This is a genomic window from Adhaeribacter radiodurans (genome assembly GCF_014075995.1).
Taxonomy (GTDB): Bacteria; Bacteroidota; Bacteroidia; order Cytophagales; family Hymenobacteraceae; genus Adhaeribacter; species Adhaeribacter radiodurans.
The window spans coordinates 432,588-455,004 of the sequence record NZ_CP055153.1 but is presented as its reverse complement, the minus strand read 5'-3'; the positions used below and the strand labels follow the sequence as shown (position 1 = coordinate 455,004).

Sequence of the window (22,417 nt, the reverse complement as noted above, 5' to 3'; positions counted from 1 at the left end):
ATTCCAGTAAAAACCTGATTAAAATCAGCTTCTGTACTGTTGTTCTAATCGGGCTACCTTCCGATCAAGTCTTATTAAATACAGAATCAGACCAGCCAAAACGGTAATAATTACTGCTACTACCACGTAAATTTTACCATCGCGGCGTAAAGTATCGGCCATTGCTACTTCCGGGTTTCCTGCTTCAGTGGTCGCCTGTACCGTAGTAACACTTTCGGCCGTTTGAGCCAGTGTAACATTTTGTTCGGCAGAAATCAGCAGCAATAATATAAATAGATATTTAAGCATGTTGTTCATGGAATTTATGTTGAAGAAGTTCGATCCGGGTTTTTACGTTTACCATCCAAACGCCCAGCATGGTCCAGGCAATTACTGCCGGATAAAAAACCATCCGCATGTTATTATCTAAATCGTAAGAGCTAAAACCAGGGTTACCGCCGTTGCCAGGGTGCAGCGAATCGGTTAAGCGCGGTAATATAAATAACAACGGAATAAGGGCAGCAAAAGCAAAAATATTGTAAACGGCACTAATACGGGCCCGCTGTTGCTGCTCGGCAAACGAACTGCGCAGTACCAGATAAGCAAAGTAAATTAGTAAGCCAATAGCCGAAGCATTTTGCTTTGGGTCGTTACTCCAGAACTCTCCCCAAGTAAACCGGGCCCACTCCATACCAGTAATAATACCCAGCACTCCGAATAAAACGCCCACTTTGGCGGCTGATTCAGCAACCGTATCGTTCCGCACCGAAGGAATCCGGAGATATTTAATGGAATACACTACTGATATAGTCAGAATAATAATCATACCGAACCACATAGGCACGTGAAAGTAGATATTGCGGATTGTTTCGTTAAGGATTGCCAAGTGCGGCACCTTGTTCAATAAACCGGCAATTATTGTGTAAAACAGCAACAAAACCGTTAATATTTTCCACCAAGTTAATTTCATAATATTATAATAGTGAAGCTCATGTGCTCTAATAATGTAACAAACACTTTTAGCGTTTTATTAAATTTAAGGTGAATATTTTTACAAACTTAAAGCTAATTTCCACTGCTTTTTATTACTCATACTTTATTCTTCTGTATATAATATAAACCCTTACTCTTATAGTTAACGAAAAATCAACTTCGCCATAAATACGGAAACAGAACATAAGATACACTCACCACTATCAGGTTTATAGCCAATAAAGTCAACAATTCATCTACACTTACCGAACGGTCCAAACCATCAATGGCATTTTTCGATAATTTCATGAGCATAAGCAGCATAGGAATAATTACTGGGAAGCTTAATACCGCCATTAGGGTACTGCTGTTGGATGCTTTAGCAGCAATGCTCGAAATCATGGTTAAAGAAGTAGAAAAACCCAAGGCTCCTAATACAATTGTTAACAAAAACAGCGCATCATCCTGCACAGGATTACCTAGTACTATGGCGTAAAAAACATAGCAGATAAGTGCCAGCACCAACATGAGTACTGTATTGTATACAATTTTAGCCAGAATAATCCCTTGCGGACTTACTAAAGAATAATAATAAAGCAACCGGCCACGGTTTTCCTGAATAAAGCTTTTGGCAATGGCATTTACCGAAGTAAAAAGTAAAATTATCCAGAATAAAGCATTCCAGACCGGCACTTCTAAATTAGCAAACCGCAACCGGAAACTTAAATAACAGACAAAAACGGTACTGCCCACATACAACAACATGCCGTTAAAGGCATATTTCTGCCGCAATTCCAGCAAAAAATCTTTTTGTACTAAGTAGCTTACCTCTTTAAACAACACCTTATACTTTTCGGACAAATTTACAATAGAAAAATCGGGAATGATAATAAAATAAGGAATATTACCAACTCACCTGCCTTAACCTATTTACTAACAGCAGTATATGGTTGTATTAATAGTAAAAATTGCTTTAGAAAATTGATGAGATACTTATAATATAGAACTTTAACATAACAGTAACAATGCCGGCCCGAACATAACAATAACTTAACAGGCCGATAATTTTAGGATAATCTAAGCGGGATACTTTTGCAACCGAGACTAAGATCAGTATCCCATTCATGAAAAAATTAATTCTACTCCTTACCTTACTAAGCACCAGTGTGCTCGCTTTTGCCCAACAGGGCACCTTAGCCGGAAAAGTGAAAGACAAAAAAACCGGCGAACCTATTATTGGAGCAGTAGTTTTTATTACTGGTTCCAACAAAGGTTCTACCACCGATCTTGAGGGCAATTACTCCATCCAGATTGATCCTGGCGTTTATAAGATTACCGCTTCTTACGTATCGTACAAGCCGCAAAATTTTGAAAGTGTTCAAATTACTGCTGGTAAAGCCACTACTTTAGATATAGCCATTGAAGAAGCTACCACGCAACTAGGGGGAGTAACAATTACCGGTACCAAGCAAACTAACACTGACATTACTTTAATTAAGGAATTAAAGCAAAGTGAAGTAGTAGTAAGCGGAGTGTCCGGGGAACAAATTACTAAATCGCTGGACCGAGATGCCGCTGAAACGGTAAAACGGATTCCGGGGGTAACGGTAATGAACGACCGTTATATTTACGTGCGGGGTTTAAGTGAGCGCTACAACACGGTTATGCTCAACGATGCTTTAACCCCTAGTACCGAATCCGATACCAAAGCGTTTTCATTTGATATTCTGCCGACCAGTGTTATCGACCGGATTATGATTTATAAAGGTGGTTCTCCAGAACTACCCGGAGAATTTGGTGGGGGTGTTATTAAAGTTTACACGAAAAATTTTGCTGATCAAAACAGCACTACTTTAAACATTTCCGGCTCTTACCGTAATAACACTACCTTCAATAATTTTGCTAGTTACACGGGAGGTAAAACGGACTTCTTAGGATTTGATGATGGTTCCCGGACCTTACCCGGCTCTTTTCCGGAGAATCTGAACGAAGCGAATAATAGCGCTATTACCACTGCTGCCCGTAGTTTACTCAACACCTGGTTACCCACCAACAAATCTGCCTTACCTGATTTAAGAATGTCGCTGGGATTAACCCGCCGCATGGATATCGGGGATGTAAAAATTAGTAATCTTACTTCTCTCTCCTATTCTAATACCCGTCAGTCTTATAACGCTTTGCGTAAGGATTATTTGGAATATAATCCAGCTACTCAAAGTAGTTCGTTGGCTTATAGCTTCCATGATCAGCAATCAAACGCTAACGTACGGTTAGGGGTAATTCATAACTGGGGAGTTCGGTTTAACAATCGTCATAAATTAGAATTCCGCAACTTATTTAATCAATTAGGCAGCAGTCAGGTAACTGAACGCCAGGGAACTGACCAAACCAACGGAGTACAGGAGCAGCGCAATTACGCCTTACGTTACGAAAGCCGCACTATTTATTCGGGCCAATTACAAGGAACACACACCCTGCCTAATTTAAAAAACACATTTACTTGGACAACCGGTTATTCTTATACCAACCGGAACGAGCCAGATTACCGCCGGGTACGCACTCAGCGCGAGGCCGGTTCTAACGAAGCTTTTGCGGTATTAATCCCAACCGTGCCCAGCTTACGCGATGCCAGCCGCTTTTATTCTAAATTAAACGAAAACATTGTAATGGCCAGTGGCCAATTCGAACATTTGTTTGGTCAGCCAGATTCTACGTCTGGTGAAATTGAAAATGCGTCGAAACTCCGGGTAGGTTTTTATACCGAAAACAAAAAACGCGATTTTAATGCCCGTTATATGTCGTACGCGCCTGGCTCCAACTATAACATTGGCTTAGTTTACGAACCTTTAGATCAGATCTTCTCCCAGCAAAATATTGATAATGGCAACCTACTATTAAATGAAGGCACTAGCCCTAGCGATCATTACACTGCTTCTAACTTATTAGTAGCTGGTTATACGGGCATTAATTTACCACTCGGAGTTAAATTTAATTTATCTGGTGGGGTTCGGGCTGAATACAACCGTCAGCAATTACACAGTCGCCGTTTAGGTGGTGCTCCGGTAGAAGTAAATAACCCTATTACCCGGGTATTGCCTTCTTTTAACTTAACCTACAATCTAACGACTAAATCGTTATTGCGTTGGAGTTCTAGTTTGAGTGTAAACCGTCCTGAATTTAGAGAACTAGCCCCATTTACTTACTATGACTTCAACACAAACTTCGAGATTACTGGTAATCCTAATTTAAAAACGCCAACTATTTATAATACCGATATCCGGTACGAATTATATACCAATCCTACTGAAATTATTTCCTTTGGCGCATTCTATAAGTATTTCCAAAAACCAATCGAAAATACTTTCGAAAATACCAACGCAGCTAATTCCTACACTTTTGGCAACTCCGATTTTTCGACCAGCTACGGGATAGAAACTGAAATTCGCAAATCGCTGCTGGACCTTTCAGAATCTAAATTCGTGCAAAACATCTCTCTGGTTTTAAATGCCACTTTAATTAAGAGCCAGGTAAACTTAGGCGATTTAGCCACTATCCAGGATAAGAAGCGGGCTATGATGGGCCAGTCTCCTTACATCCTTAATTCAGGAATTTACTACCAGGATGATGATCGTAAATGGCAAGTAAACCTGCTTTATAACGTAGTGGGCAAACGCATCTTTATTGTGGGTAATTCTCAAAACCCCACGGTATACGAAATGCCCCGCAATGTTCTGGACCTGACTTTAACAAAAGGTATCGGCGAGCGCTTTGAAATAAAAGCGGGTATTCAGGATTTATTTAATCAAAAATTCCGCCTGACTCAAGATTCGGACAGTAATGCCAAGATTAATAAAATCGACGAGTCTATTTACGAATACCGTCGCGGCCAATATACTACGTTTGGTATCTCCTATAAACTATAATAACTCTACTATCTAAAAACTACCAACACTCACCTAACTAAAATCTAATTCAAAAATTATTATGAAAAAATTACAAAGCTGGGCATTGCTTATCTTAATAGCCGTGGCCTCTTTTGCTTGCGACGACAACGATAGTTCAAACCCGGTAACACCTAAAACTGAATTTAAGGTTACCGAAGCCAATGGTATGACCGAGGTTGAGGGATCAACCGCTCAGGATTTTACTTTTTCAGCTTCTAAAAAATACCTTTTAAAAGGCTTCGTGTACGTACAGAGTGGTGCTACTTTAACTATTGAACCCGGTACCATTATTAAAGGCGATAAAGCTTCTAAAGCTACTTTAATTATTGAACGCGGTGGCAAAATCATGGCGGAGGGTACGTCTTCTAAACCAATTGTTTTTACTTCGGCTCAAGTTAAAGGTAGCCGTAAATCCGGCGACTGGGGAGGAATTATTTTATTAGGTGATGCACCTATAAACCTACCCAATGGTACTGGTAAAATTGAAGGAGGGGTAGATCGGGAATATGGCGGTACCAATGCTACTGATAATTCGGGTAGCTTAAAATACATACGGATTGAATTTGGTGGTATTGCGTTTCAGCCGGATAATGAAATTAATGGCCTAACCTTGGGTGGGGTTGGCTCCGGCACAACTCTGGATTATATTCAGGTGTCGCACAGTGGTGACGATTCTTTCGAGTGGTTTGGTGGCACCGTTAATGCCAAGCATTTAGTAGCTTATAAAACCGTAGACGATATGTTTGATACCGATAATGGCTTCTCGGGCAAATTGCAGTTCCTGGTAGGCATGAGTGATCCGGCTGTAGCCGATGTATCGGGTTCTAATGGCTTTGAATCTGATAACGATGCGCAAGGTTCTGCCGCTACTCCTAAAACTTCGGCTACCTTCTCCAACGTTTCTTTATTCGGTCCTAAAGCTAACCCGGAAGCTGCTGCTACCGATTATAACTCCAATTTTAAAAGGGGCATGCACATTCGCCGGAACAGCAGTATTTCGGTTTATAATACTTTAGTTGCGGGCTGGCCAACTGGTCTATTACTCGACGATCAAAGCGGTAATAGCTCTACCACCGAAGCTAATGCTACTTCTGGTTCTTTAAAAATAAAAAATGTAGTTATTGCGGGTTCTGGTTCTAAAGCTTTAACCGTGTTTGCCGGGGATGCTACCGTTACCCCTAATAAACCCGCTAGTACCTTTGATTTAGCTGCTTTCTTTAATGCAACAGGTAATAACAACAGCCTTATTGCCGATTACGCCACTTTAAATTTACTAAATGCTTTTAATCAAACAGCTCCTAACTTTTTACCGGCTGCCGGTTCTGTTCTGCTAACTACCGGTGCTACTACCGGCCTTGATCCATTCTTCGAAAATGCCAATTACGTAGGTGCTTTCGGAACTACCGATTGGACTGCCGGCTGGACCAACTGGAATGCCAACGAAGTAGAATATTAAAAACTACCAAGAAAATGATGGTGCATTGAATGGGTGAGAATAAGATGTATCCATCTCTCGTTGAAGCAGCTTAGTCTCCTGTTTTAACGGCCTAAAGCCTGCCGGAACCGGCAGGCTTTTTTGTTTTTATACTTCTTTTTAATTTCTCTATTCTTTACTAAATTAATCTTACCATTGAAGCACTATACTATTTCTATTATTTCATGAATACTATAATCACTACTAGGCAGGAAAAAGACTGGCCTACTATAGTCCCTATTTAACCTTTTACTTTTATTTAGGCATTTCGTAACATACCGGCAAATTCATTTGGTAAAGGACTTTCTTCAATGGCGGTTGCGGCTTTTTCTATGTCATAAGCTACCCTCACAAATTCTACCTTAATACTTTCCGGATTGTTTAATGAACTCTCTGGTGTTAGCTCCAAAATAACGTAGCAACTGCGCGGATCACCGTCCTTTGGTTTACCTACCGAACCAATATTAATGGCGTGCCGATAACGGGTTTTCCCTTCGCGCTCATAAGGTAAAACCCGATGGTAGGGCTTGTGCGTATGACCAAAGAACAATAAATCTGTCTGTGCTTCTTCCATCATCCGTAGAAAACTTTTTTCCGTTCGGTCTTCAAACAGGTACTCATTAATTTTACGCGGACTACCATGCACCAACAGCATTTCTATTTTATTGGCTTCTTCAGATTTATCCATAAATGTTACCCGCAGATGCCGTGGTAGCATCCGCAGGTAATTTCGGGTTTCCTGCGTTACAATACTATTTGTGTAATTAATCGATTGTTGGCCTAATTCTCTTTCAAAATCAGTCTTGTAAGCACAACCACATTCAGGAATATTTTGCCCAACTCCTTCGTCGTAATTACCCGCTATAGTGGGAATTTTCCTTCTTCGGATTTCAGTTACTACTTCGTTGGGCCAGGTAGCATAGCCAACTAGGTCGCCCAAACAATAAAGAGCATCCAGGTTTTGTTCGTCCATATTGGCCAGCGTGGCCTCTAAAGCAGGAAGATTGGCATGGATATCACTAAAAAGAGCTATTCTCATATTTTTTTTAGTAAACGAAACAGTTGATTAGCAACAGCCCGTACCAGCAGTGCAACACGAAGAATTGGGTTTTTCGGCGTAAACCGTAATGCTGTAAATACCAGTGCCGCTGTCCTGATAAGCTTTTAGTTCTTCTTCAGATAAATAATTAATAAGTAAATCTTCCGGCAAAGTAATCAGCCTTTTTTTCTGTACCTGCACATTCTCAAAACCTACTGCGTTAATAATGCCCAGGTATTCTTCCTGCTGAATAGCTCCGGAAACACAACCAGCGTACATTTCTGCCGCTTTTTGTAAACCGGCTGGTAATTCGCCTTCCAGCACCACATCCGAAATACTGAAATGACCTTTTGGTTTTAATACCCGGAAGGTTTCTTTAAATGCTTGTTCTTTATTGGGCACTAAGTTTAACACGCAATTGCTTACTACCACATCTACCCGGTTAGCAGCTAGCGGCAAATCTTCAATCTCTCCTAAGCGAAACTCCACGTTGGTAAAGCCTAATTTTTCTGCATTTATCTTTGCTTTTTGAATCATGGCCTCGGTCATATCTACGCCTATAACTTTGCCGGTTTCACCTACAATAGACCTAGCCACAAAACAATCGTTACCCGCCCCCGAGCCTAAGTCCAGTACAGTATCACCTACTTTTAAGTGCGCGTACTCAGTAGGTAACCCGCAACCCAAACCTAAATCAGCTTCCGATTGGTAACCTTTTAATTTTGAATAATCTTCGGCCATAATAGTGATATCGGTAGCACAACCACAAGTAGCGCCGCAACAGGAGCTTTCGTTTTGCACTTTGCTTTGCAGGGCAATTTCGCTGTACTTTTCTTTTACAATTTGCTTTAGTTCTTCTGCAGTTTTCATAAATTTTAAATTATCGGTTTATTGTAATATTACGATTGAATTAAAGAAATTTTTTATACCATTAGGCGGTTCATAACGGTTGCCGAAGCCGGACAAACCAAGCTAAATTGAGTTGTATTTTGAATAGCTACAGGTACCAGTGAGCGTTTTACCTGGGTAAAGCCACGTTTAGCAAAAAAGTTAGCGGCTGTAGTAGTAATTAAATAAACGTCATGTACGCCTTTTTCCTTGGCTAACTCCAGAGTGGCTTGCAATAAACCATCGCCGAATCCCCGACCTTGGTTGTCAGGTACTACCGCCAAAGACCGCAGGAGAGCCACTGTTCCGTATATTTCCAAGCCACAAGTACCTACAACCGTATCCGCGTTTTTAACGATAATGAAATTATCTAAGGGCTCGGGAAGATCTGTAGAGGGCAGATTTAGTATATTTAGTAAATTTATAACTGCGATCCGGTCCGTAACAGTTGCTGGAATTAAGGAAACGTTCATAACCTAAAAGTTTAACAGCAGTTTTTACTGGCTACCGGTAAGGTAAATAAATTTAAAAGCATATCTTTTGCTTGTTCCCACACCGGCTCGTTAATGCAGTAACACACACTAGTGCCTTCTATCTCACCTTTAATTAAACCAACAGCTTTCAATTCTTTCAGGTGCTGCGAAATGGTAGCCTGGGCTAAGGGTAGTTTTTCCACTAAATTGCTGCAAATACAGGTTTGCTGCTTTAACAAATACTGCAGAATAGCTACCCGGGCCGGATGCGCAATAGCCTTAGCGTAAGTAGCCAATTGGTTTTGCGCTTCAGTGAAATTCTGTGTTTTAGTAACTCCCATATAAAATCAACGTTTTATCGCAATATTACGATAATAAATCATATAAGCAAAAGAAATTTCTTTGAATTATCCCCATATTATTCATAGCACACCAATCCAAAAACTTTTGCTTAGTATATAAAAGTTATTTCACTGCCTGGTTCTCTTGCCAATGGTTTGGTTTAAGTTCAATTTCAACCGGAACCTCCTCTAAAAACGCAGTAATTTTACTGGTAGAGAACATCTTCTGTCTACTATTTTGGTTCTTGGGTCTCTTTTCTTCATAAGTGCTTCTATGAAGTATTATATCAGGAAGTAATTACTAATTAACCTAAGAGAATTTTAAAAATTAGCCAACCCAGTAGGCTTAAGTAGTAGACCAGAGTAGAGCAAGCGTATTAATCAAATCAACCCGGAGGAAACTAATTTACTACGTAGCTATATAATTTCCTCCGGATTGACGCGGATATTTTAACGTATACTCAATCGCATAAACATTCTGCCATAAAACACCTCTTGCAAGCATGAGCGCAGACTTCTTTTGATTACCGCTGGAACTAAGCAAATACTATTGGGTATTAATAGGTATGCACAACACCTGCTTGTAAGGCATTCTCATAGTTTTCTTTTTCAAATTGATACAAAAAAGGCGAGCGGTGCGCGCCAATAGATCGTTGTTCATTTAATTTTCGAACCAAACCTAAAGCGATTAACTTTTTAGCAAAATTCCGCTGATCCAGTTCTTTTCCCAGGATGGTTTCGTAAAGCGTATGAATTTCCGGTAGTGTAAATTTTTCCGGTAAAAGATTATACCCAATAGGTTGGTGATAAATCTGCAACCGCAGGGTTAACAAAGCTTTATCTACTACTTCATTCTGGTCAAATAAAAGCGTGGGAATTTCCCTTACATCCCACCAATGGTAATCTTCGGTAAAAAAGTCGGTCTGGACCGTAACTTTTGAAAAATCTACCAAAGCAAAATAGCCAATTGATAAAGTTCGCTGCAGCAACCAGTTACAATCATCTAAATTCAAATTAAATTTTTCTTTGAACTCCTGGGCACTCCTTTCCCGGACCCGGTAAGGAGAATCGCCAAATATGTGAAACTGTTGCAAAAATAAATTACTTAAACTGGTTTTATCCTGCAAGATCCGGTAGGCAGCCTGGCTCAAAGGTTCTCTTCGCTTTATAAAACCACCAGGTAAACCCCAGCCCTCCAATCCTTTCCATTTTAGGAGTAAAATCTTAAGTTGCTGCTGATGGTAGCCAAAAATGACTGGATCAATGCTCACATGTGCTAGATATTCATGGTGGCCATTACGGACAAAGTCATTTACTTCTTCTAGGGTGTTCATACTACAAATTTAAAAAAAATTAATCCGTAAATTATACGGATTACAAAAAAGCTTTCTATATTTAATGTGTAAATTTTACATATTTGGAATTAAAAAATTTTTAATATCTCCTTAATTAAAACTCATTACCTTATTATTCACCTTAAAACCATTATTAAATCATGAAAAAGTTAAGCGTTCTTTTCCTTTTAAGTTTCTTTTCTCTGCTGATTTTTGCTACCAGTGTACAAGCTCAAACCACTCCCGAAGATTATTTTGTTGGTACCTGGAACGTGAAAGCTTTTGGCTTGCCCGATGGTGATAAGGACTTGGTCATTCAATTTGAAAAGAAGGATGGTAAACTTACCGGCGGTTTTGTAGACCCAGCTACTAAAAAAGTAATAAACCCTTTTACTAGTGTGGAGCTAGCCTCGAATAAATTAAAAGCAAATTTTATTGCTCCGGAACAGCAAATGGATGTGTACCTGACTTTAGAAAAGAAAGATGATACCAATGTTACCGGTAGCATAATGGATATGTTCAATATGGAAGGCAGCAAAGCCAAGTAGTCGCATTCTCTTAGGTTTGTCGTCCTGTCTCGCTCATTTATGAAGTATAATTTTTCTTTACTGCTCCGAAGATTTTTCGGAGCGGTATTCCTCTGCCTGATTGCCTTAGGATTATGGTCCTACATGGTAGTAAAAGACATTCCCCGGATTTTAGTTTTCAGCAAAACCGCGGCTTTTCGTCACTCGTCCATTGGTGCCGGTCAAAAAGCCTTATTTGCACTTGGTAAACAAAATGACTTTGCGGTCGACACCACCGAAAATGCCGGAAGATTTTCAGAAGAAAATCTAAGAAAATATCAGGCGGTTGTGTTTCTTAATACCACCGGTGATGTGCTTAATCCCATTCAGCAGAATGCTTTTGAACGTTATATTCAGGCCGGGGGCGGTTATTTAGGAATTCATGCGGCCGCCGATACCGAATATGAATGGCCTTGGTATAATAAACTGGCTGGGGCCTGGTTCGAAAGTCATCCCAATCCGGACAATGTACAGAAAGGAACGTTTGTAGTCGTAGATAAAAACCATCCGGCTACTAGCTTCTTACCGGAGAAGTGGGAGCGGACAGATGAATTTTATTCCTACAAAAACATCAGCCCGGCTATCAAAGTTCTGTTGAAAATAGATGAAAAAACCTACCGCGGCGGTACCAACGGCGATAATCATCCCATGGCCTGGTACCAGGAGTTCGAGGGCGGCCGTTCTTTCTACACGGCGGGTGGGCACACCGATGCTAGCTTTGCGGAGCCTTTGTTTCTAAAGCACCTCGCTGCCGGATTAAACTACGTAATGGGCGGCAATACTCCCAAACCGCTGGACTATACCAAGGCCAAAACCAAACGGATGCCCGAAGAGAACCGGTTTGCCAAAGTAATTTTAGAAGAGAAATTGGATGAGCCGATGGAGTTGACCGTTTTACCAGATAACCGGGTACTTTTTATTGAACGAAAAGGCAAAGTAAAACTTTTTAGCCCCGCTACCGGCAAGACGAAAGTAATTGCCAATATTCCGGTAAATACGAAAGTTACCGACAAAGAAGGAAAAACAGGCAATGATGAAGCCGGCTTACTAAGTTTAACCAAAGACCCTGGCTTTGCGCAAAACGGGTGGATTTACCTGTATTATGCTCCGGAAGGAAAAGAGCCTAAAAATATCTTAACCCGGTACCAGTTAAAAGGCGATGAGCTGGTGATGGATTCTAAAAAGGTACTGCTGGAAGTAGCTACGCAACGGGAAATAAGTGGCCATGCTGGTGGTTCACTTACTTTTGATGCAAAAGGTAACCTGTATTTATCAACTGGTGATAATATTAATCCGCACGGTTCCAATGGCTTCAGCCCTTCAGATGAACGTCCGGGCCGGGAACCCTTTGATGCACAGATGACTTCCGGAAATACGAATGATTTACGGGGAAAAATATTGCGCATACATCCGGAAAAAGATGGTACTTATACCATTCCGGAAGGGAATTTATTTCCGAAAGGTACGCCTAAAACCCGGCTAGAAATATATACGATGGGGCACCGCAATCCGTATCGGATTTCAGTAGATCCTAAAACCAGTTTCCTGTACTGGGGCGATATTGGTCCGGATGCCAGTAAACCCGGTGAGTTACGTGGTCCGGAGGGCTTTGATGAAATTGGACAAGCCCGGAAAGCCGGTAACTATGGCTGGCCGTATTTTGTGGGCGACAACAAAGCCTATTATAAATATGATTTTGCGGCGAATAAATCCGGCGAAATCTACAACCCAGAGAAGCCAATCAATAATTCACTCAACAATACCGGTTTAAATCAATTACCACCTGCTCAAAAAGCTTTTATCTGGTATTCTTACGCCGAGTCTAAAGAATTTCCGCTGGTGGGTGCCGGGGGGCGCAGTGCCATGGCGGGACCAATGTTTTATGCCGATCAATTTAAAACTGCTAAGCGGGCTTTCCCGGATTATTATGATGGTAAATTATTCATCTACGAGTGGATGCGCGGCTGGCTCATGGCCGTTACTTTAGACAAAGAGGGCAATTACAGTTCCATGGAGCGGATAATGCCGAGTTACAAGTTCTCTAATCCAGTGGACATCGAATTTGGCCCCGAGGGAGATTTGTACATGCTCGAATATGGCAGCGGCTGGTTTACCCAAAACGATGATGCCCGTTTAGTGCGGATTGAGTACAATGCCGGCAACCGTAAACCGGTAATTCAATTAGCTACCGATAAAAAAGGCGGAGCCCTTCCTTTTAAAGCTCATCTTTCTTCGAAAGGCACCAAAGATGCAGATAACGATGCCTTAAAATACGTTTGGAAAGTAACCGCTCAAAATGGAGGTACCACCCGAACATTTAACGAAGCGAATCCAACGGTAACTTTTGACAAAGCTGGCATTTACAAAGCTACCCTGACTGTAACGGATGCCAAAGGGGCCAACAGTAGCCAAAGCCTCGAGATTATGGCTGGTAATGAAGAGCCGGTGCTCACCTTTAAAACTTCGACCAGTAACCAAACTTTTTTCTTTCCGAATCAACCCTTAGAATACGAAGTAAAAGTAAGCGATAAGGAAGATGGTAGTCTGGATAACGGAAAAATAAAACCCGAAGAAGTAGCCATTACTTTTGACTATCTGCCGGAAGGATTTGATATTGTCTCGATTGCCCAAGGTCATCGCAGCGCAGATGCTTCGGCGGGTGTGGTAAAAGGTTTGAAACTCATCCAAAGTAATGATTGTAAAGCTTGCCATAGCATCGATAAAAAATCTGTTGGACCGGCTTACCAGCAAGTAGCCTTAAAATACAAAAACGATTCGGGGGCAGCCCAACGGTTGGCCAAAAAAGTAATTTCTGGTGGTAGTGGGGTTTGGGGAGAAGTAACTATGAGTGCGCACCCCCAATTAGCCGAAGCCGATGCCCGGGAAATGGTCAACTATATTCTAAGTTTGGCAGACGCAAAACAAGCTGCCACCACTTTACCCGTAAAAGGAAGTTATAACATGACTATTCCCTCCGGAGATAAAGGAGAAGGGTTTTATGTAGTAAGAGCCGCCTACAAGGATAAAGGCAGCAAGAGCATTCCTTCGATTAGCGCCGAAAAAATAATGACCTTGCGTAATGCCAAGTTGCCGGCCGGCAAAGCCGAGAAAATAGAAGGAGTGATGAAATATGGTACTATTATCATTGCTTCTACCAAAGGGTCGAGTATTGGTTTTAGTAACCTGGACCTAACCGGTATCGAACAAATTAAATTTACTGCCTCTGCCCCCAAAGCGCAACTGAATGCCGCCGGTGGAAGGATAGAAGTTCACCTAGATTCTCCTACCGGAAAACTCGTCGGGCAAACGGCTATGATTTCGCCGCCCGATGGAACCAATAAAACCGGTACGCCCGATGTCGTAGCCAAACTTTCTGGTGCCAGCGGTATCCACGATGTTTATTTTGTCTTCCAAAACGAAAAAGCTCCTGCGGGCCAAGCCTTAATGGTAGTTATGAATCTAGAATTCCAAACCAGTAAGTCGGCTAGTATGAGTGCCGCCCCAGTTACTCAAGCGGTGCCTGGAACAAGTGTTGCCGCGAAAAATCTGGAGGCGTATTCGGGCAAGTACAAAATGACCGGACTTCCTTTTGAATATGTTGAAATTTCTTCTAAAGAAGACAAACTACACCTAAATGCCGGAGGCAATGAAGGCGTTCTCTCCCCTGGAAAGGAAAATGATGTATTTGAAGGGGATAGTGGAACCCAGTTAATTTTTGGCCGAAATGCCGACAAAAAAGTTACCACCATTACCCTAAAGGCTCAGGGCTTTACCTTTGAAGGGACAAAAGAATAAAAGGTTATAGCTTAACAAATTTAAGCGGGTCAATCTTTCCATGTTGGCCTGCTTAAATTCTAAACTTCCTTCTCCATAAATTAACCTTTACGCTTTATGAAAAAGATTTTTAAAGTTATACTTTTTAGCCTCCTTAGTCTATTCTTAATCTTTGGGGCAGCTATAGCTATATTCTTCTATAAAATAAGCTATGGCTTTCCTGTGAGTTACGAGACCGAAAAGCCGGCAATTTCATTTCCACAAAACCAATCAGCCGTATTAATTTTTTCCAAAACAACCGGATTCCGGCACGGAGAATCCATTGAGGCATCTTTGCCTGTATTTACCGAAATGGGCAAGCGAAATGGTTGGTTTATTTACCAAACAGAAGAGGGAGGTGTTTTTAATCCGGAGCAGCTGAAACAATTTAAAGCAGTAATTTTTAATAATTCTACCGGTAGGGTGCTTAACGATGAACAGCAACAAGCCTTAAGCCAATATGTAGAAGCAGGCGGAGCTTTACTGGGGATTCATGGGGCCGGGGATAATTCTCATAACTGGAACTGGTATGAGCAAAACTTACTAGGCACTCGCTTTTCCCATCACCCAATCAACCCTCAATTTCAAAAATCAGACGTCCACGTTGAATCTTCTGCCGACACTGCTTTTACCCAAGGCTTACCCCAATCGTGGGTGCATGAAGATGAATGGTATATTTTTAATAGCCAACCAAAAGGTGCTCAGATAATATCCTACATCAATGGAGACAATATTAACCCCAACGGAAATATACTTTGGACCAAGAATAAAAACTTCGGGATGGGTCCCTACCACCCGGTGGCTTGGAATCGTTCGGTGGGCAAAGGAAAAGCTTTTTATACTTCCATGGGACATAGTAATGAAGTATGGCAAGATACTAATTTCGTGCACCTCGTGGAGAATGCCCTTCAATGGTCAATGAAATAACTTACATCAGTACCTTAATTAATAGTAAGTAACCAGACAAAAATAATTTACTATACTTGATGTAGATGCTTTGATGGTATACTATTATTAATCAGTTGCTTATTATCAAAAAGTCTAGCATCTAATCTCTTGACACTTGTGTCTTTTTACTAAATTATATTAGCTAATTGGCACCTTACGCAGAATAGCTTCGATAAAATCTTTGGTTTTTATATCATCCGCTTCAGCTTCGTAATTTAAAATAATCCGGTGATTGAGCACATCAGAGGCGACTTCTTTTATATCTTCGGGTAATACATAATCGCGCTCGTCGAAAAACGCTACTGCCTTCGCTGCCAGATTTAAAGCAATACTAGCCCGCGGCGACACCCCAAATTGAATGTAATCGGCAAACTCATTTAAATCGTATTCCGCTGGCCGGCGGGTAGCAAATACCAACTCGATAATGTATTTCTCGAGCACTTCCGAAATTTGCACCTGGTTTATTTCGCTGCGAATCGCAAAAATATCTTCTTTGGTTAAAATAGTATTTACCGCGCCGGCAAACGACATATTGGCCATGCGGCGCATTACTTCTAATTCATCCGTTTTTTTTAAATAATTCACGTACACCTTCATCATAAAGCGGTCAACCTGAGCTTCGGGCAGCGGGTAAGTTCCTTCGTGTTCCACAGGGTTCTGAGTAGCCAGTACTAAAAAAGGCAAATCCAGTTTAAAAGTGTGTTCACCAATAGTTACTTGTTTTTCCTGCATGGCTTCCAGTAACGCCGATTGCACCTTTGCCGGCGAACGGTTTACTTCATCGGCCAAAATCAGATTAGCGAAAATGGGCCCTTTTTTAACTTCAAAAGCAGAAGCGTTTTGGTTATAAATCATGGTCCCGATTAAATCGGAAGGCAGTAAATCGGGGGTAAATTGGATGCGTTGAAAATTTAAATGCAAAACGCGGCTAAGCGTATTTATAGTAAGCGTTTTAGCTAAACCCGGTACTCCTTCGAGCAAAATATGACCGCCGGTAAATAACCCAATCAATAGGCGATTTACCATGTATTGTTGCCCCACTACTACCTTGCCTACTTCGGCAAAAACCTGCTTAATTTTTTTCTGATGTTCCTGGATTCGCTCCTGATACGAAACCTGCGATTCAAACTCCATTCTGTTATCCGGAATAATTTTAGTGTTTTAACGATGAAATCAGTAACACTTGTACTTACTTCACCATTTTTTAAAAATAAAATATACTGCCAGCACCATAAAAAAGAAGCCTATGGCGTGGTTCCAGGCTAACTTATCGGTTCGGAATATAAAAACGGTAATTAAGGTAAACACAAGCAACGAAATTACTTCCTGAATAATTTTAAGCTCAAACATGGAAAATGGCCCTCCGTTATCCTCAAATCCGATCTTGTTTGCCGGCACCTGAAAAACATATTCAAAAAAGGCTAATCCCCAGCTAATTAATACAACCCCAATTAAGCCTACCTGTTGCAAACAACTTATTTTCTTAAACTGCAGGTGCCCATACCAGGCAAACGTCATGAAGATATTAGAAAACAGAAGCAGTACAATGGTGTAAATTCCTTTCAAAGTCATAGTGCCTAAACAATTTTTAAAATTACATAAAAGTACCAAAATTAAATGGAGTTATATGGGCATGTTGCTACCTGTTTATATTAACCCCATCCATTACACCCAGCCTAAATAATGACTAACTAAGCTCCTATGTTCCATTATTTACGGGCATACCAATTGAAATTTAACCTAGTTACAGCAGTAAAAAAGCAATTTATGCTGTTATTTATCTATATATAATGAATTTTATATATTTTTATATATTATTGGTAATATATTTGCTATTTTATGATGATAACAATAAAACAATATGGTGTTAGCGGTTCAAAGCTTGAAACAAATACTTAAAGTAGAAAAACCAGCTTACGCAAAAGCCGAAATCATTTATCCGGTAAGCTTGAACTCAAGTAGAAAAATAAAGAGCAGTATTTCTAGTATAGTGTATATACTGGATGTTACGCCTAACCGAAATATTTATTGCAGCCCTCAGGTAATGCAAATATTAGGTTACACGTTGGCCGATGTTAGAGCGATGGGCAATAGTTTTCCGTTAGATATTATTCATCCAGCGGATAAACTTCTCTTACATGAGTTTCGTCGCAGGATGATAGAAGTTCCAGAAGAGGAATCGTTTGAATTAGAATACCGCTTGCAACATAAAAATGGCAATTGGTTATCGTTTTTAACCCAAGAAAGCATTTACAGCCGCCACGAAAACGGCACCGTTCACGAAATAGTTGGTACAGCGCTAGCCTTGGATTTACTAAATAACTTGGTTAGCGATATAACAGAAATTGCAGAAGCTTCGCAAAAAGATGATTTATTCCGGCTAATTTCAGAAAACCTAACGGACCTTATCAGCCTGCATACTCCAGATGGTACAGCTATTTATTATTCACCTAGTAGTAAAGACTTGCTGGGGTATGAAGCCGAAGAACTATTAGGCGTAAAGTGCGCTCATTTAATTCATCCGGAGGATATAGCACGGGTACAAGAAGTTCTCGAAAATGGACCTATTACTCCCACCACTAACATTCTCACGCAATATCGTATCCGTAAAAAATCCGGCGAATATATTTGGTTCGAAAGCACTACTAAAGTAATCATAGATGAGAATGGTCAGGTAACCCGCTTTCAAAGTTCTTCGCGGGATATTACCGAACGAAAAAAAGCAGAAGTTGCTTTAGAGAAAAGCGAAAGAAAATACCGGGATCTGGTACTATACAGTCAGGTAATTATTTTCACTCATACCCTGGACGGTACAATCTTATCTACCAATCCTATTCTGCAAAACTTACTCGGGTATACCGAATTTGAACTAATAGGCCTGCCCTTTACCGAGTTGCTACGTTCCCGCGACCAGGTGCGGTACCAGGAATATCTGAAAGACATTGAACAACACAATAAAGTGGTTGGGGTGGTAACCGTGTTGAACAAACAAGGGCAACCCAAACACTTGCTTTACCACAACATAAAGGTAAATGACCCCGAAGTAGAACCCTACGTAATTGCTTTTGCGCAAGATATTACCGAGCGATTAGAAGCTGAAAACAAACTTAAAAAAGCTAAAATAAAAGCGGAACAATCTGCCAAATCAAAAGAATTGTTCCTGGCCAATATGAGCCACGAAATCCGAACGCCCATGAATGGCATTATTGGAATGGCCGCTTTGTTAAAGAAAACTAATCTGGATAATATCCAGCAAAATTATTTAAAGCTAATTCAGGAGTCGGCTCAAAATTTATTAGTTATAATTAACGATGTGCTGGATGTTGCTAAAATTGAATCAGGTAAGCTTGAACTAGAAAATATACCTTTTAATGTTAACGAAATTCTGCAATCAGCTTGTCAATCTCTAACGTACAAAGCCGAAGAAAAGGATATTTTGCTTCATTTAAAACCTTTACCTTTAACTAAACCATCCGTTACCGGCGACCCATATCGCCTTACTCAGATTTTAATTAATTTGCTTAGCAATGCCATTAAATTCACGAACATTGGTCAAGTAGAGCTGGTAGCCGAAGTAATAAAAGAAACTATATTTGATTACACGCTGCGCTTTTCGGTTACAGATACAGGAATTGGTATTCCGGCAAATAAACTGGACAGAATTTTTGAAAGCTTTGTTCAGGCAAATAGCGATACTACCCGCAAATATGGCGGCACGGGATTGGGACTTTCTATTTGCAAAAATTTAGTAGAATTACAAGGAGGTAAAATTTGGGTAAAAAGTAAACTTCGCCAGGGTACCACGTTTACCTTCGAGATTACTTACCCTAAAGCCAACCTGGTAGAAGAGCTAAACAATGTTGCTCCGTCAAAAATTGATTATTCCAGTCTGCAATCTTTAAAAGTATTGCTGGCCGAAGATAATGCCATTAACCAGTTTATGGCAGAGTCTATGTTAAGCAATTGGGGAGTACAATTATATATTGCGCATAACGGAAAAGAAGCCGTTAAACTGCACCAGAAAAATACCTTCGATGTAATATTAATGGATATTCAGATGCCGAAAATGGATGGCGTGGAAGCTACCCGCATTATCCGGCAAATGCCTGACCCAGTGAAAGCGAACGTTCCTATTATTGCTCTTACCGCTAATGCTTTAAAAGGAGATAGCGATATTTACTTAAAAGCCGGCATGAACGATTACATGTCGAAGCCGTACGAAGAGGAAAAATTATTTAATAAAATTTCCCAGAATATTGACTCGAATAAAATAAACAGGCAAATACTGGATGATCCAGATGAAGAAAGTACAGCCCCCAACTTACCAGCCAAAAAATTATACAGCCTGGACCTGGCACAAAAATTAGCTAAAGGCGATCCTAATTTCGTTAACCAGATAGTAGACCTGTTCGTGACCATAGTTCTGGAAGCTATCCGGAATATGCAGGCACACGTAACAGCCCAGGAATGGCAGCAATTAGGTCAGGTAGCCCACAGCATTAAACCTGCGGTAGATACGCTCATGATTACCTCTATCCGGGAAAAATTAATTCAAGTAGAAACAAATAGCAAAAACGCGCAAAACGTAGCTGACCTACCCCAACTCGTTTCAGATATTTCCAGTACCCTTGAGGCAGTTATTTCTGATTTAAAAGAAGAATTTCCAAATTAAACCTTAAGAATAAAGAAAAATTTTACTTATCATAACTTTCTGGTTAATGCGCGTGAGTAGAAGAATCTGCCTGCGAGGTAACTTGTAACTGTTTCACTTTACCTTGCTCCCATACGTTAGCTCCCGGTACGGGTGTTGGCATCGGGATATCGGAGCGTTGTTCGCGTTTTTTAGCATGGTTAACTTTAAAACGGGCATCCCGATCAGCCAAAAGTTTAGGATTAAGCTGACCATCTTTAGTAAAGCCCATCATTATTTGCGGAATGCCCATAGGTAATTCTAAATCCCGATCGGTATGCCAGGTATGAATTACTTTGCCGTAGGTAGATACTATTTGTTCCATTATCTCGTGTTCGGCTACGTCTGGAATGCCAGGTGCAATGAGTTCTCCCGATTTTACCTCGTACGTGTGGCTATGCCATAGTTCCCGTTCGGACATGGGTAAGGTTTTAAAAAGCTTTTCCGAAACAATGTATTCTACGCCCATAATTTTTGCATTTTCTCCGTTGCCGTCGAACATCACGCATTGGGTTAAATCTTCGTTTATTTTAGTACAATAATGATGTGCTTCCATCTGGCCTTTTATGTTACCATTATAAAAGTGAAACCCATCCAGGTACATATTCATTCTCTTTAAAGGCGTTTTATCCTGAAGCATATCAGCGCCCGTTTCCAACACCTTTGTTTTCGTCGATTTTTCCTTACCCGGCGATTTCACGTAAGAGCTCGTATTTTCGCCACCGCAGCTCAGCAGCCATATTGTTGGTGCCAGAGTAAGTAACTTTACTAATTTCATAAGTCCAGGCTTTTTCGTTTTCCAGTTAAACTATTTTAATGGTAAAGCTTAACGGCTATTTTCCGGGCAAGTTTATAAGCGGTTCCTCTATACATATTAATACGGGAAAATACGGGTGGGGAAATCCGTATTTAATCAAAAACCTGTTTGTGCCGAAGGAGTATGAAAAATGCTTAGCATTCTTAAAGAGTAAAAAAGCATGAAAGATTTTGTAATAGTTATTCACGGAGGAGCCGAAAATAAAACCCGCCAAGACATTGGTCCGGAAATGGAAGCCGCCTATCGGCGGGGATTGGAAGAAGCCTTACTTGCCGGATGGTCTATATTGCATGAAGGTGGGGCTGCCATTGATGCTGTAGAAGCAGCCGTAAAAGTAATGGAAAATAATTATTTGTTTAATGCTGGTAAAGGGGGCGCTTTTACGGAAAAGTATAAAAATGAATTTGACGCCTCTATTATGTGCGGGCAAACGCTAAAGGCGGGTGCCGTAGCAGGCGTACGTCGGGTTAAAAACCCCATTACTTTGGCTAAAACCATAATGGACAAATCGAAGCATGTGCTCTTAACCGGTGATGGCGCCGAAGAATTTGCCCTGGAACATCAATTAGAATTTAAGCCCGAAGAGTATTTCCGGACAAAAAAGCAATTAGATGAACTAGAAGAAACTAAAAAAGAAGAAAAGATAAAGGAATTTGATACGGTAGGTGCAGTTGCGCTCGATAAAAATGGAAATCTGGCGGCGGCTACTTCTACTGGCGGATTAGTGAACCAGCATAATGGCCGGGTAGGCGACACGCCTATTATTGGCAGCGGTACTTACGCCAATAACGAAGTATGCGCTATTTCCTGCACCGGCGACGGCGAAGGTATCATGCGGGCCGTAGTGGGCCACGAAGTATACGCTCTGGTAAAATATCAGGATTTATCTATTCAGGAAGCTTGCGAGCAGGCGGCCAACGTTTACAAAGACAAAATCAAAGGCGATAAAAATTTAATTGCTCTTGACTCCCAAGGGAATATGGGTATTTATTATGAAACCGATTTGATGTTCCGGGCTTTTAAAAAAGGGCAGCAACCGATTACTGTTGCTATTTGGCAAGATTAAAGCCGATAGTTCTTACTCCTTAACAAAGTGAACCGTATACTCGTTAGTAAGAGGCGAACCCTTATGCTTAAAC

The 22,417-nt window shown here is 40.8% G+C and carries 18 protein-coding genes; 7 read left to right on the top strand and 11 right to left on the bottom strand.

The genetic code is table 11. The features are described from left to right. Window positions 1-24 precede the first annotated feature (24 nt). From HUW48_RS02390 to HUW48_RS02380, 3 genes are all read right to left on the bottom strand, one after another. Window positions 25-288, bottom strand: coding sequence for a CcmD family protein (locus tag HUW48_RS02390; protein ID WP_220463985.1), 264 nt, complete (start codon window positions 286-288; stop codon window positions 25-27). Beyond that, window positions 281-949, bottom strand: coding sequence for a cytochrome c biogenesis protein CcsA (gene ccsA, locus HUW48_RS02385; RefSeq protein ID WP_182414151.1), 669 nt, complete (start codon window positions 947-949; stop codon window positions 281-283). Before ccsA ends, HUW48_RS02390 begins: the two co-directional genes overlap by 8 nt. Window positions 950-1,125: 176 nt before the next feature. Further along, window positions 1,126-1,812 carry a heme exporter protein CcmB gene (locus HUW48_RS02380; protein WP_394368442.1) on the bottom strand — a complete coding sequence of 229 codons (687 nt, stop codon included), beginning with the start codon at window positions 1,810-1,812 and terminating at the stop codon, window positions 1,126-1,128. A gap of 263 nt (window positions 1,813-2,075) precedes the next feature. On the opposite strand from HUW48_RS02380, the gene HUW48_RS02375 reads away from it, so the two are divergent. Continuing rightward, window positions 2,076-4,874, top strand: coding sequence for a TonB-dependent receptor (locus tag HUW48_RS02375; protein ID WP_182414150.1), 2,799 nt, complete (start codon window positions 2,076-2,078; stop codon window positions 4,872-4,874). 61 nt (window positions 4,875-4,935) lie between these two features. Then, window positions 4,936-6,351 (top strand): T9SS C-terminal target domain-containing protein, encoded by a 1,416-nt coding sequence (locus tag HUW48_RS02370; protein WP_182414149.1) that lies wholly within the window; start codon window positions 4,936-4,938, stop codon window positions 6,349-6,351. Between the two features lie 277 nt (window positions 6,352-6,628). Here HUW48_RS02370 and HUW48_RS02365 read toward each other — a convergent pair whose 3' ends face one another. The 5 genes from HUW48_RS02365 to HUW48_RS02345 form a co-directional block, all read right to left on the bottom strand. Continuing rightward, a complete protein-coding gene (locus tag HUW48_RS02365; protein ID WP_182414148.1) occupies window positions 6,629-7,408 on the bottom strand; it encodes a metallophosphoesterase family protein in 780 nt (259 codons plus the stop codon). A 27-nt stretch (window positions 7,409-7,435) separates the two neighbouring features. Next, complete coding sequence (locus tag HUW48_RS02360; RefSeq protein WP_182414147.1) at window positions 7,436-8,278, bottom strand: arsenite methyltransferase; 843 nt, start codon at window positions 8,276-8,278, stop codon at window positions 7,436-7,438. 53 nt (window positions 8,279-8,331) lie between these two features. Then, a complete protein-coding gene (arsN2, locus tag HUW48_RS02355; RefSeq protein WP_182414146.1) occupies window positions 8,332-8,769 on the bottom strand; it encodes an arsenic resistance N-acetyltransferase ArsN2 in 438 nt (145 codons plus the stop codon). Between the two features lie 11 nt (window positions 8,770-8,780). Further along, window positions 8,781-9,110, bottom strand: a complete 330-nt coding sequence (locus HUW48_RS02350) for an ArsR/SmtB family transcription factor (protein ID WP_182414145.1) — start codon at window positions 9,108-9,110, stop codon at window positions 8,781-8,783. A gap of 557 nt (window positions 9,111-9,667) precedes the next feature. Next, a complete protein-coding gene (locus HUW48_RS02345) occupies window positions 9,668-10,444 on the bottom strand; it encodes an NUDIX hydrolase (RefSeq protein WP_182414144.1) in 777 nt (258 codons plus the stop codon). A gap of 161 nt (window positions 10,445-10,605) precedes the next feature. Between HUW48_RS02345 and HUW48_RS02340 the strand changes: the two genes are divergently transcribed. The 3 genes from HUW48_RS02340 to HUW48_RS02330 all read left to right on the top strand — a co-directional run bounded on the left by HUW48_RS02340 (window position 10,606) and on the right by HUW48_RS02330 (window position 15,750). Beyond that, window positions 10,606-10,992 carry a hypothetical protein gene (locus HUW48_RS02340; RefSeq protein ID WP_182414143.1) on the top strand — a complete coding sequence of 129 codons (387 nt, stop codon included), beginning with the start codon at window positions 10,606-10,608 and terminating at the stop codon, window positions 10,990-10,992. A gap of 39 nt (window positions 10,993-11,031) precedes the next feature. Then, a complete protein-coding gene (locus HUW48_RS02335; RefSeq protein ID WP_182414142.1) occupies window positions 11,032-14,805 on the top strand; it encodes a ThuA domain-containing protein in 3,774 nt (1,257 codons plus the stop codon). Between the two features lie 96 nt (window positions 14,806-14,901). Next, window positions 14,902-15,750 (top strand): ThuA domain-containing protein, encoded by an 849-nt coding sequence (locus HUW48_RS02330; protein ID WP_182414141.1) that lies wholly within the window; start codon window positions 14,902-14,904, stop codon window positions 15,748-15,750. A gap of 159 nt (window positions 15,751-15,909) precedes the next feature. Here HUW48_RS02330 and HUW48_RS02325 read toward each other — a convergent pair whose 3' ends face one another. Beyond that, window positions 15,910-16,905 carry an AAA family ATPase gene (locus HUW48_RS02325; RefSeq protein WP_182414140.1) on the bottom strand — a complete coding sequence of 332 codons (996 nt, stop codon included), beginning with the start codon at window positions 16,903-16,905 and terminating at the stop codon, window positions 15,910-15,912. Window positions 16,906-16,965: 60 nt separating this feature from the next. Continuing rightward, entirely contained in the window at window positions 16,966-17,337 is a 372-nt protein-coding gene (locus tag HUW48_RS02320; protein ID WP_182416244.1) for a DMT family protein, read from the bottom strand. 316 nt (window positions 17,338-17,653) lie between these two features. On the opposite strand from HUW48_RS02320, the gene HUW48_RS02315 reads away from it, so the two are divergent. Continuing rightward, entirely contained in the window at window positions 17,654-20,443 is a 2,790-nt protein-coding gene (locus HUW48_RS02315; RefSeq protein WP_182414139.1) for a PAS domain-containing hybrid sensor histidine kinase/response regulator, read from the top strand. 43 nt (window positions 20,444-20,486) lie between these two features. On the opposite strand, the gene HUW48_RS02310 is transcribed toward HUW48_RS02315, so the two are convergent. Beyond that, the gene (locus tag HUW48_RS02310) at window positions 20,487-21,239 is read right to left on the bottom strand and encodes an OBAP family protein (RefSeq protein WP_182414138.1); all 753 of its coding nucleotides are present in this window, start codon (window positions 21,237-21,239) and stop codon (window positions 20,487-20,489) included. Window positions 21,240-21,438: 199 nt separating this feature from the next. On the opposite strand from HUW48_RS02310, the gene HUW48_RS02305 reads away from it, so the two are divergent. Further along, window positions 21,439-22,344: an isoaspartyl peptidase/L-asparaginase family protein gene (locus tag HUW48_RS02305; RefSeq protein ID WP_182414137.1), complete on the top strand. Its 906-nt coding sequence runs from the start codon at window positions 21,439-21,441 to the stop codon at window positions 22,342-22,344. Window positions 22,345-22,417 lie beyond the last annotated feature (73 nt).

Bases quoted from the DNA above. Each gene is read 5' to 3' on its own strand.
- HUW48_RS02390 (WP_220463985.1), bottom strand. From the start codon at position 288: ATGCTTAAATATCTATTTATATTATTGCTGCTGATTTCTGCCGAACAA.
- ccsA (WP_182414151.1), bottom strand. From the start codon at position 949: ATGAAATTAACTTGGTGGAAAATATTAACGGTTTTGTTGCTGTTTTAC.
- HUW48_RS02375 (WP_182414150.1), top strand. From the start codon at position 2,076: ATGAAAAAATTAATTCTACTCCTTACCTTACTAAGCACCAGTGTGCTC.
- HUW48_RS02370 (WP_182414149.1), top strand. From the start codon at position 4,936: ATGAAAAAATTACAAAGCTGGGCATTGCTTATCTTAATAGCCGTGGCC.
- HUW48_RS02365 (WP_182414148.1), bottom strand. From the start codon at position 7,408: ATGAGAATAGCTCTTTTTAGTGATATCCATGCCAATCTTCCTGCTTTA.
- HUW48_RS02360 (WP_182414147.1), bottom strand. From the start codon at position 8,278: ATGAAAACTGCAGAAGAACTAAAGCAAATTGTAAAAGAAAAGTACAGC.
- arsN2 (WP_182414146.1), bottom strand. From the start codon at position 8,769: ATGAACGTTTCCTTAATTCCAGCAACTGTTACGGACCGGATCGCAGTT.
- HUW48_RS02350 (WP_182414145.1), bottom strand. From the start codon at position 9,110: ATGGGAGTTACTAAAACACAGAATTTCACTGAAGCGCAAAACCAATTG.
- HUW48_RS02345 (WP_182414144.1), bottom strand. From the start codon at position 10,444: ATGAACACCCTAGAAGAAGTAAATGACTTTGTCCGTAATGGCCACCAT.
- HUW48_RS02340 (WP_182414143.1), top strand. From the start codon at position 10,606: ATGAAAAAGTTAAGCGTTCTTTTCCTTTTAAGTTTCTTTTCTCTGCTG.
- HUW48_RS02335 (WP_182414142.1), top strand. From the start codon at position 11,032: ATGAAGTATAATTTTTCTTTACTGCTCCGAAGATTTTTCGGAGCGGTA.
- HUW48_RS02330 (WP_182414141.1), top strand. From the start codon at position 14,902: ATGAAAAAGATTTTTAAAGTTATACTTTTTAGCCTCCTTAGTCTATTC.
- HUW48_RS02325 (WP_182414140.1), bottom strand. From the start codon at position 16,905: ATGGAGTTTGAATCGCAGGTTTCGTATCAGGAGCGAATCCAGGAACAT.
- HUW48_RS02310 (WP_182414138.1), bottom strand. From the start codon at position 21,239: ATGAAATTAGTAAAGTTACTTACTCTGGCACCAACAATATGGCTGCTG.
- HUW48_RS02305 (WP_182414137.1), top strand. From the start codon at position 21,439: ATGAAAGATTTTGTAATAGTTATTCACGGAGGAGCCGAAAATAAAACC.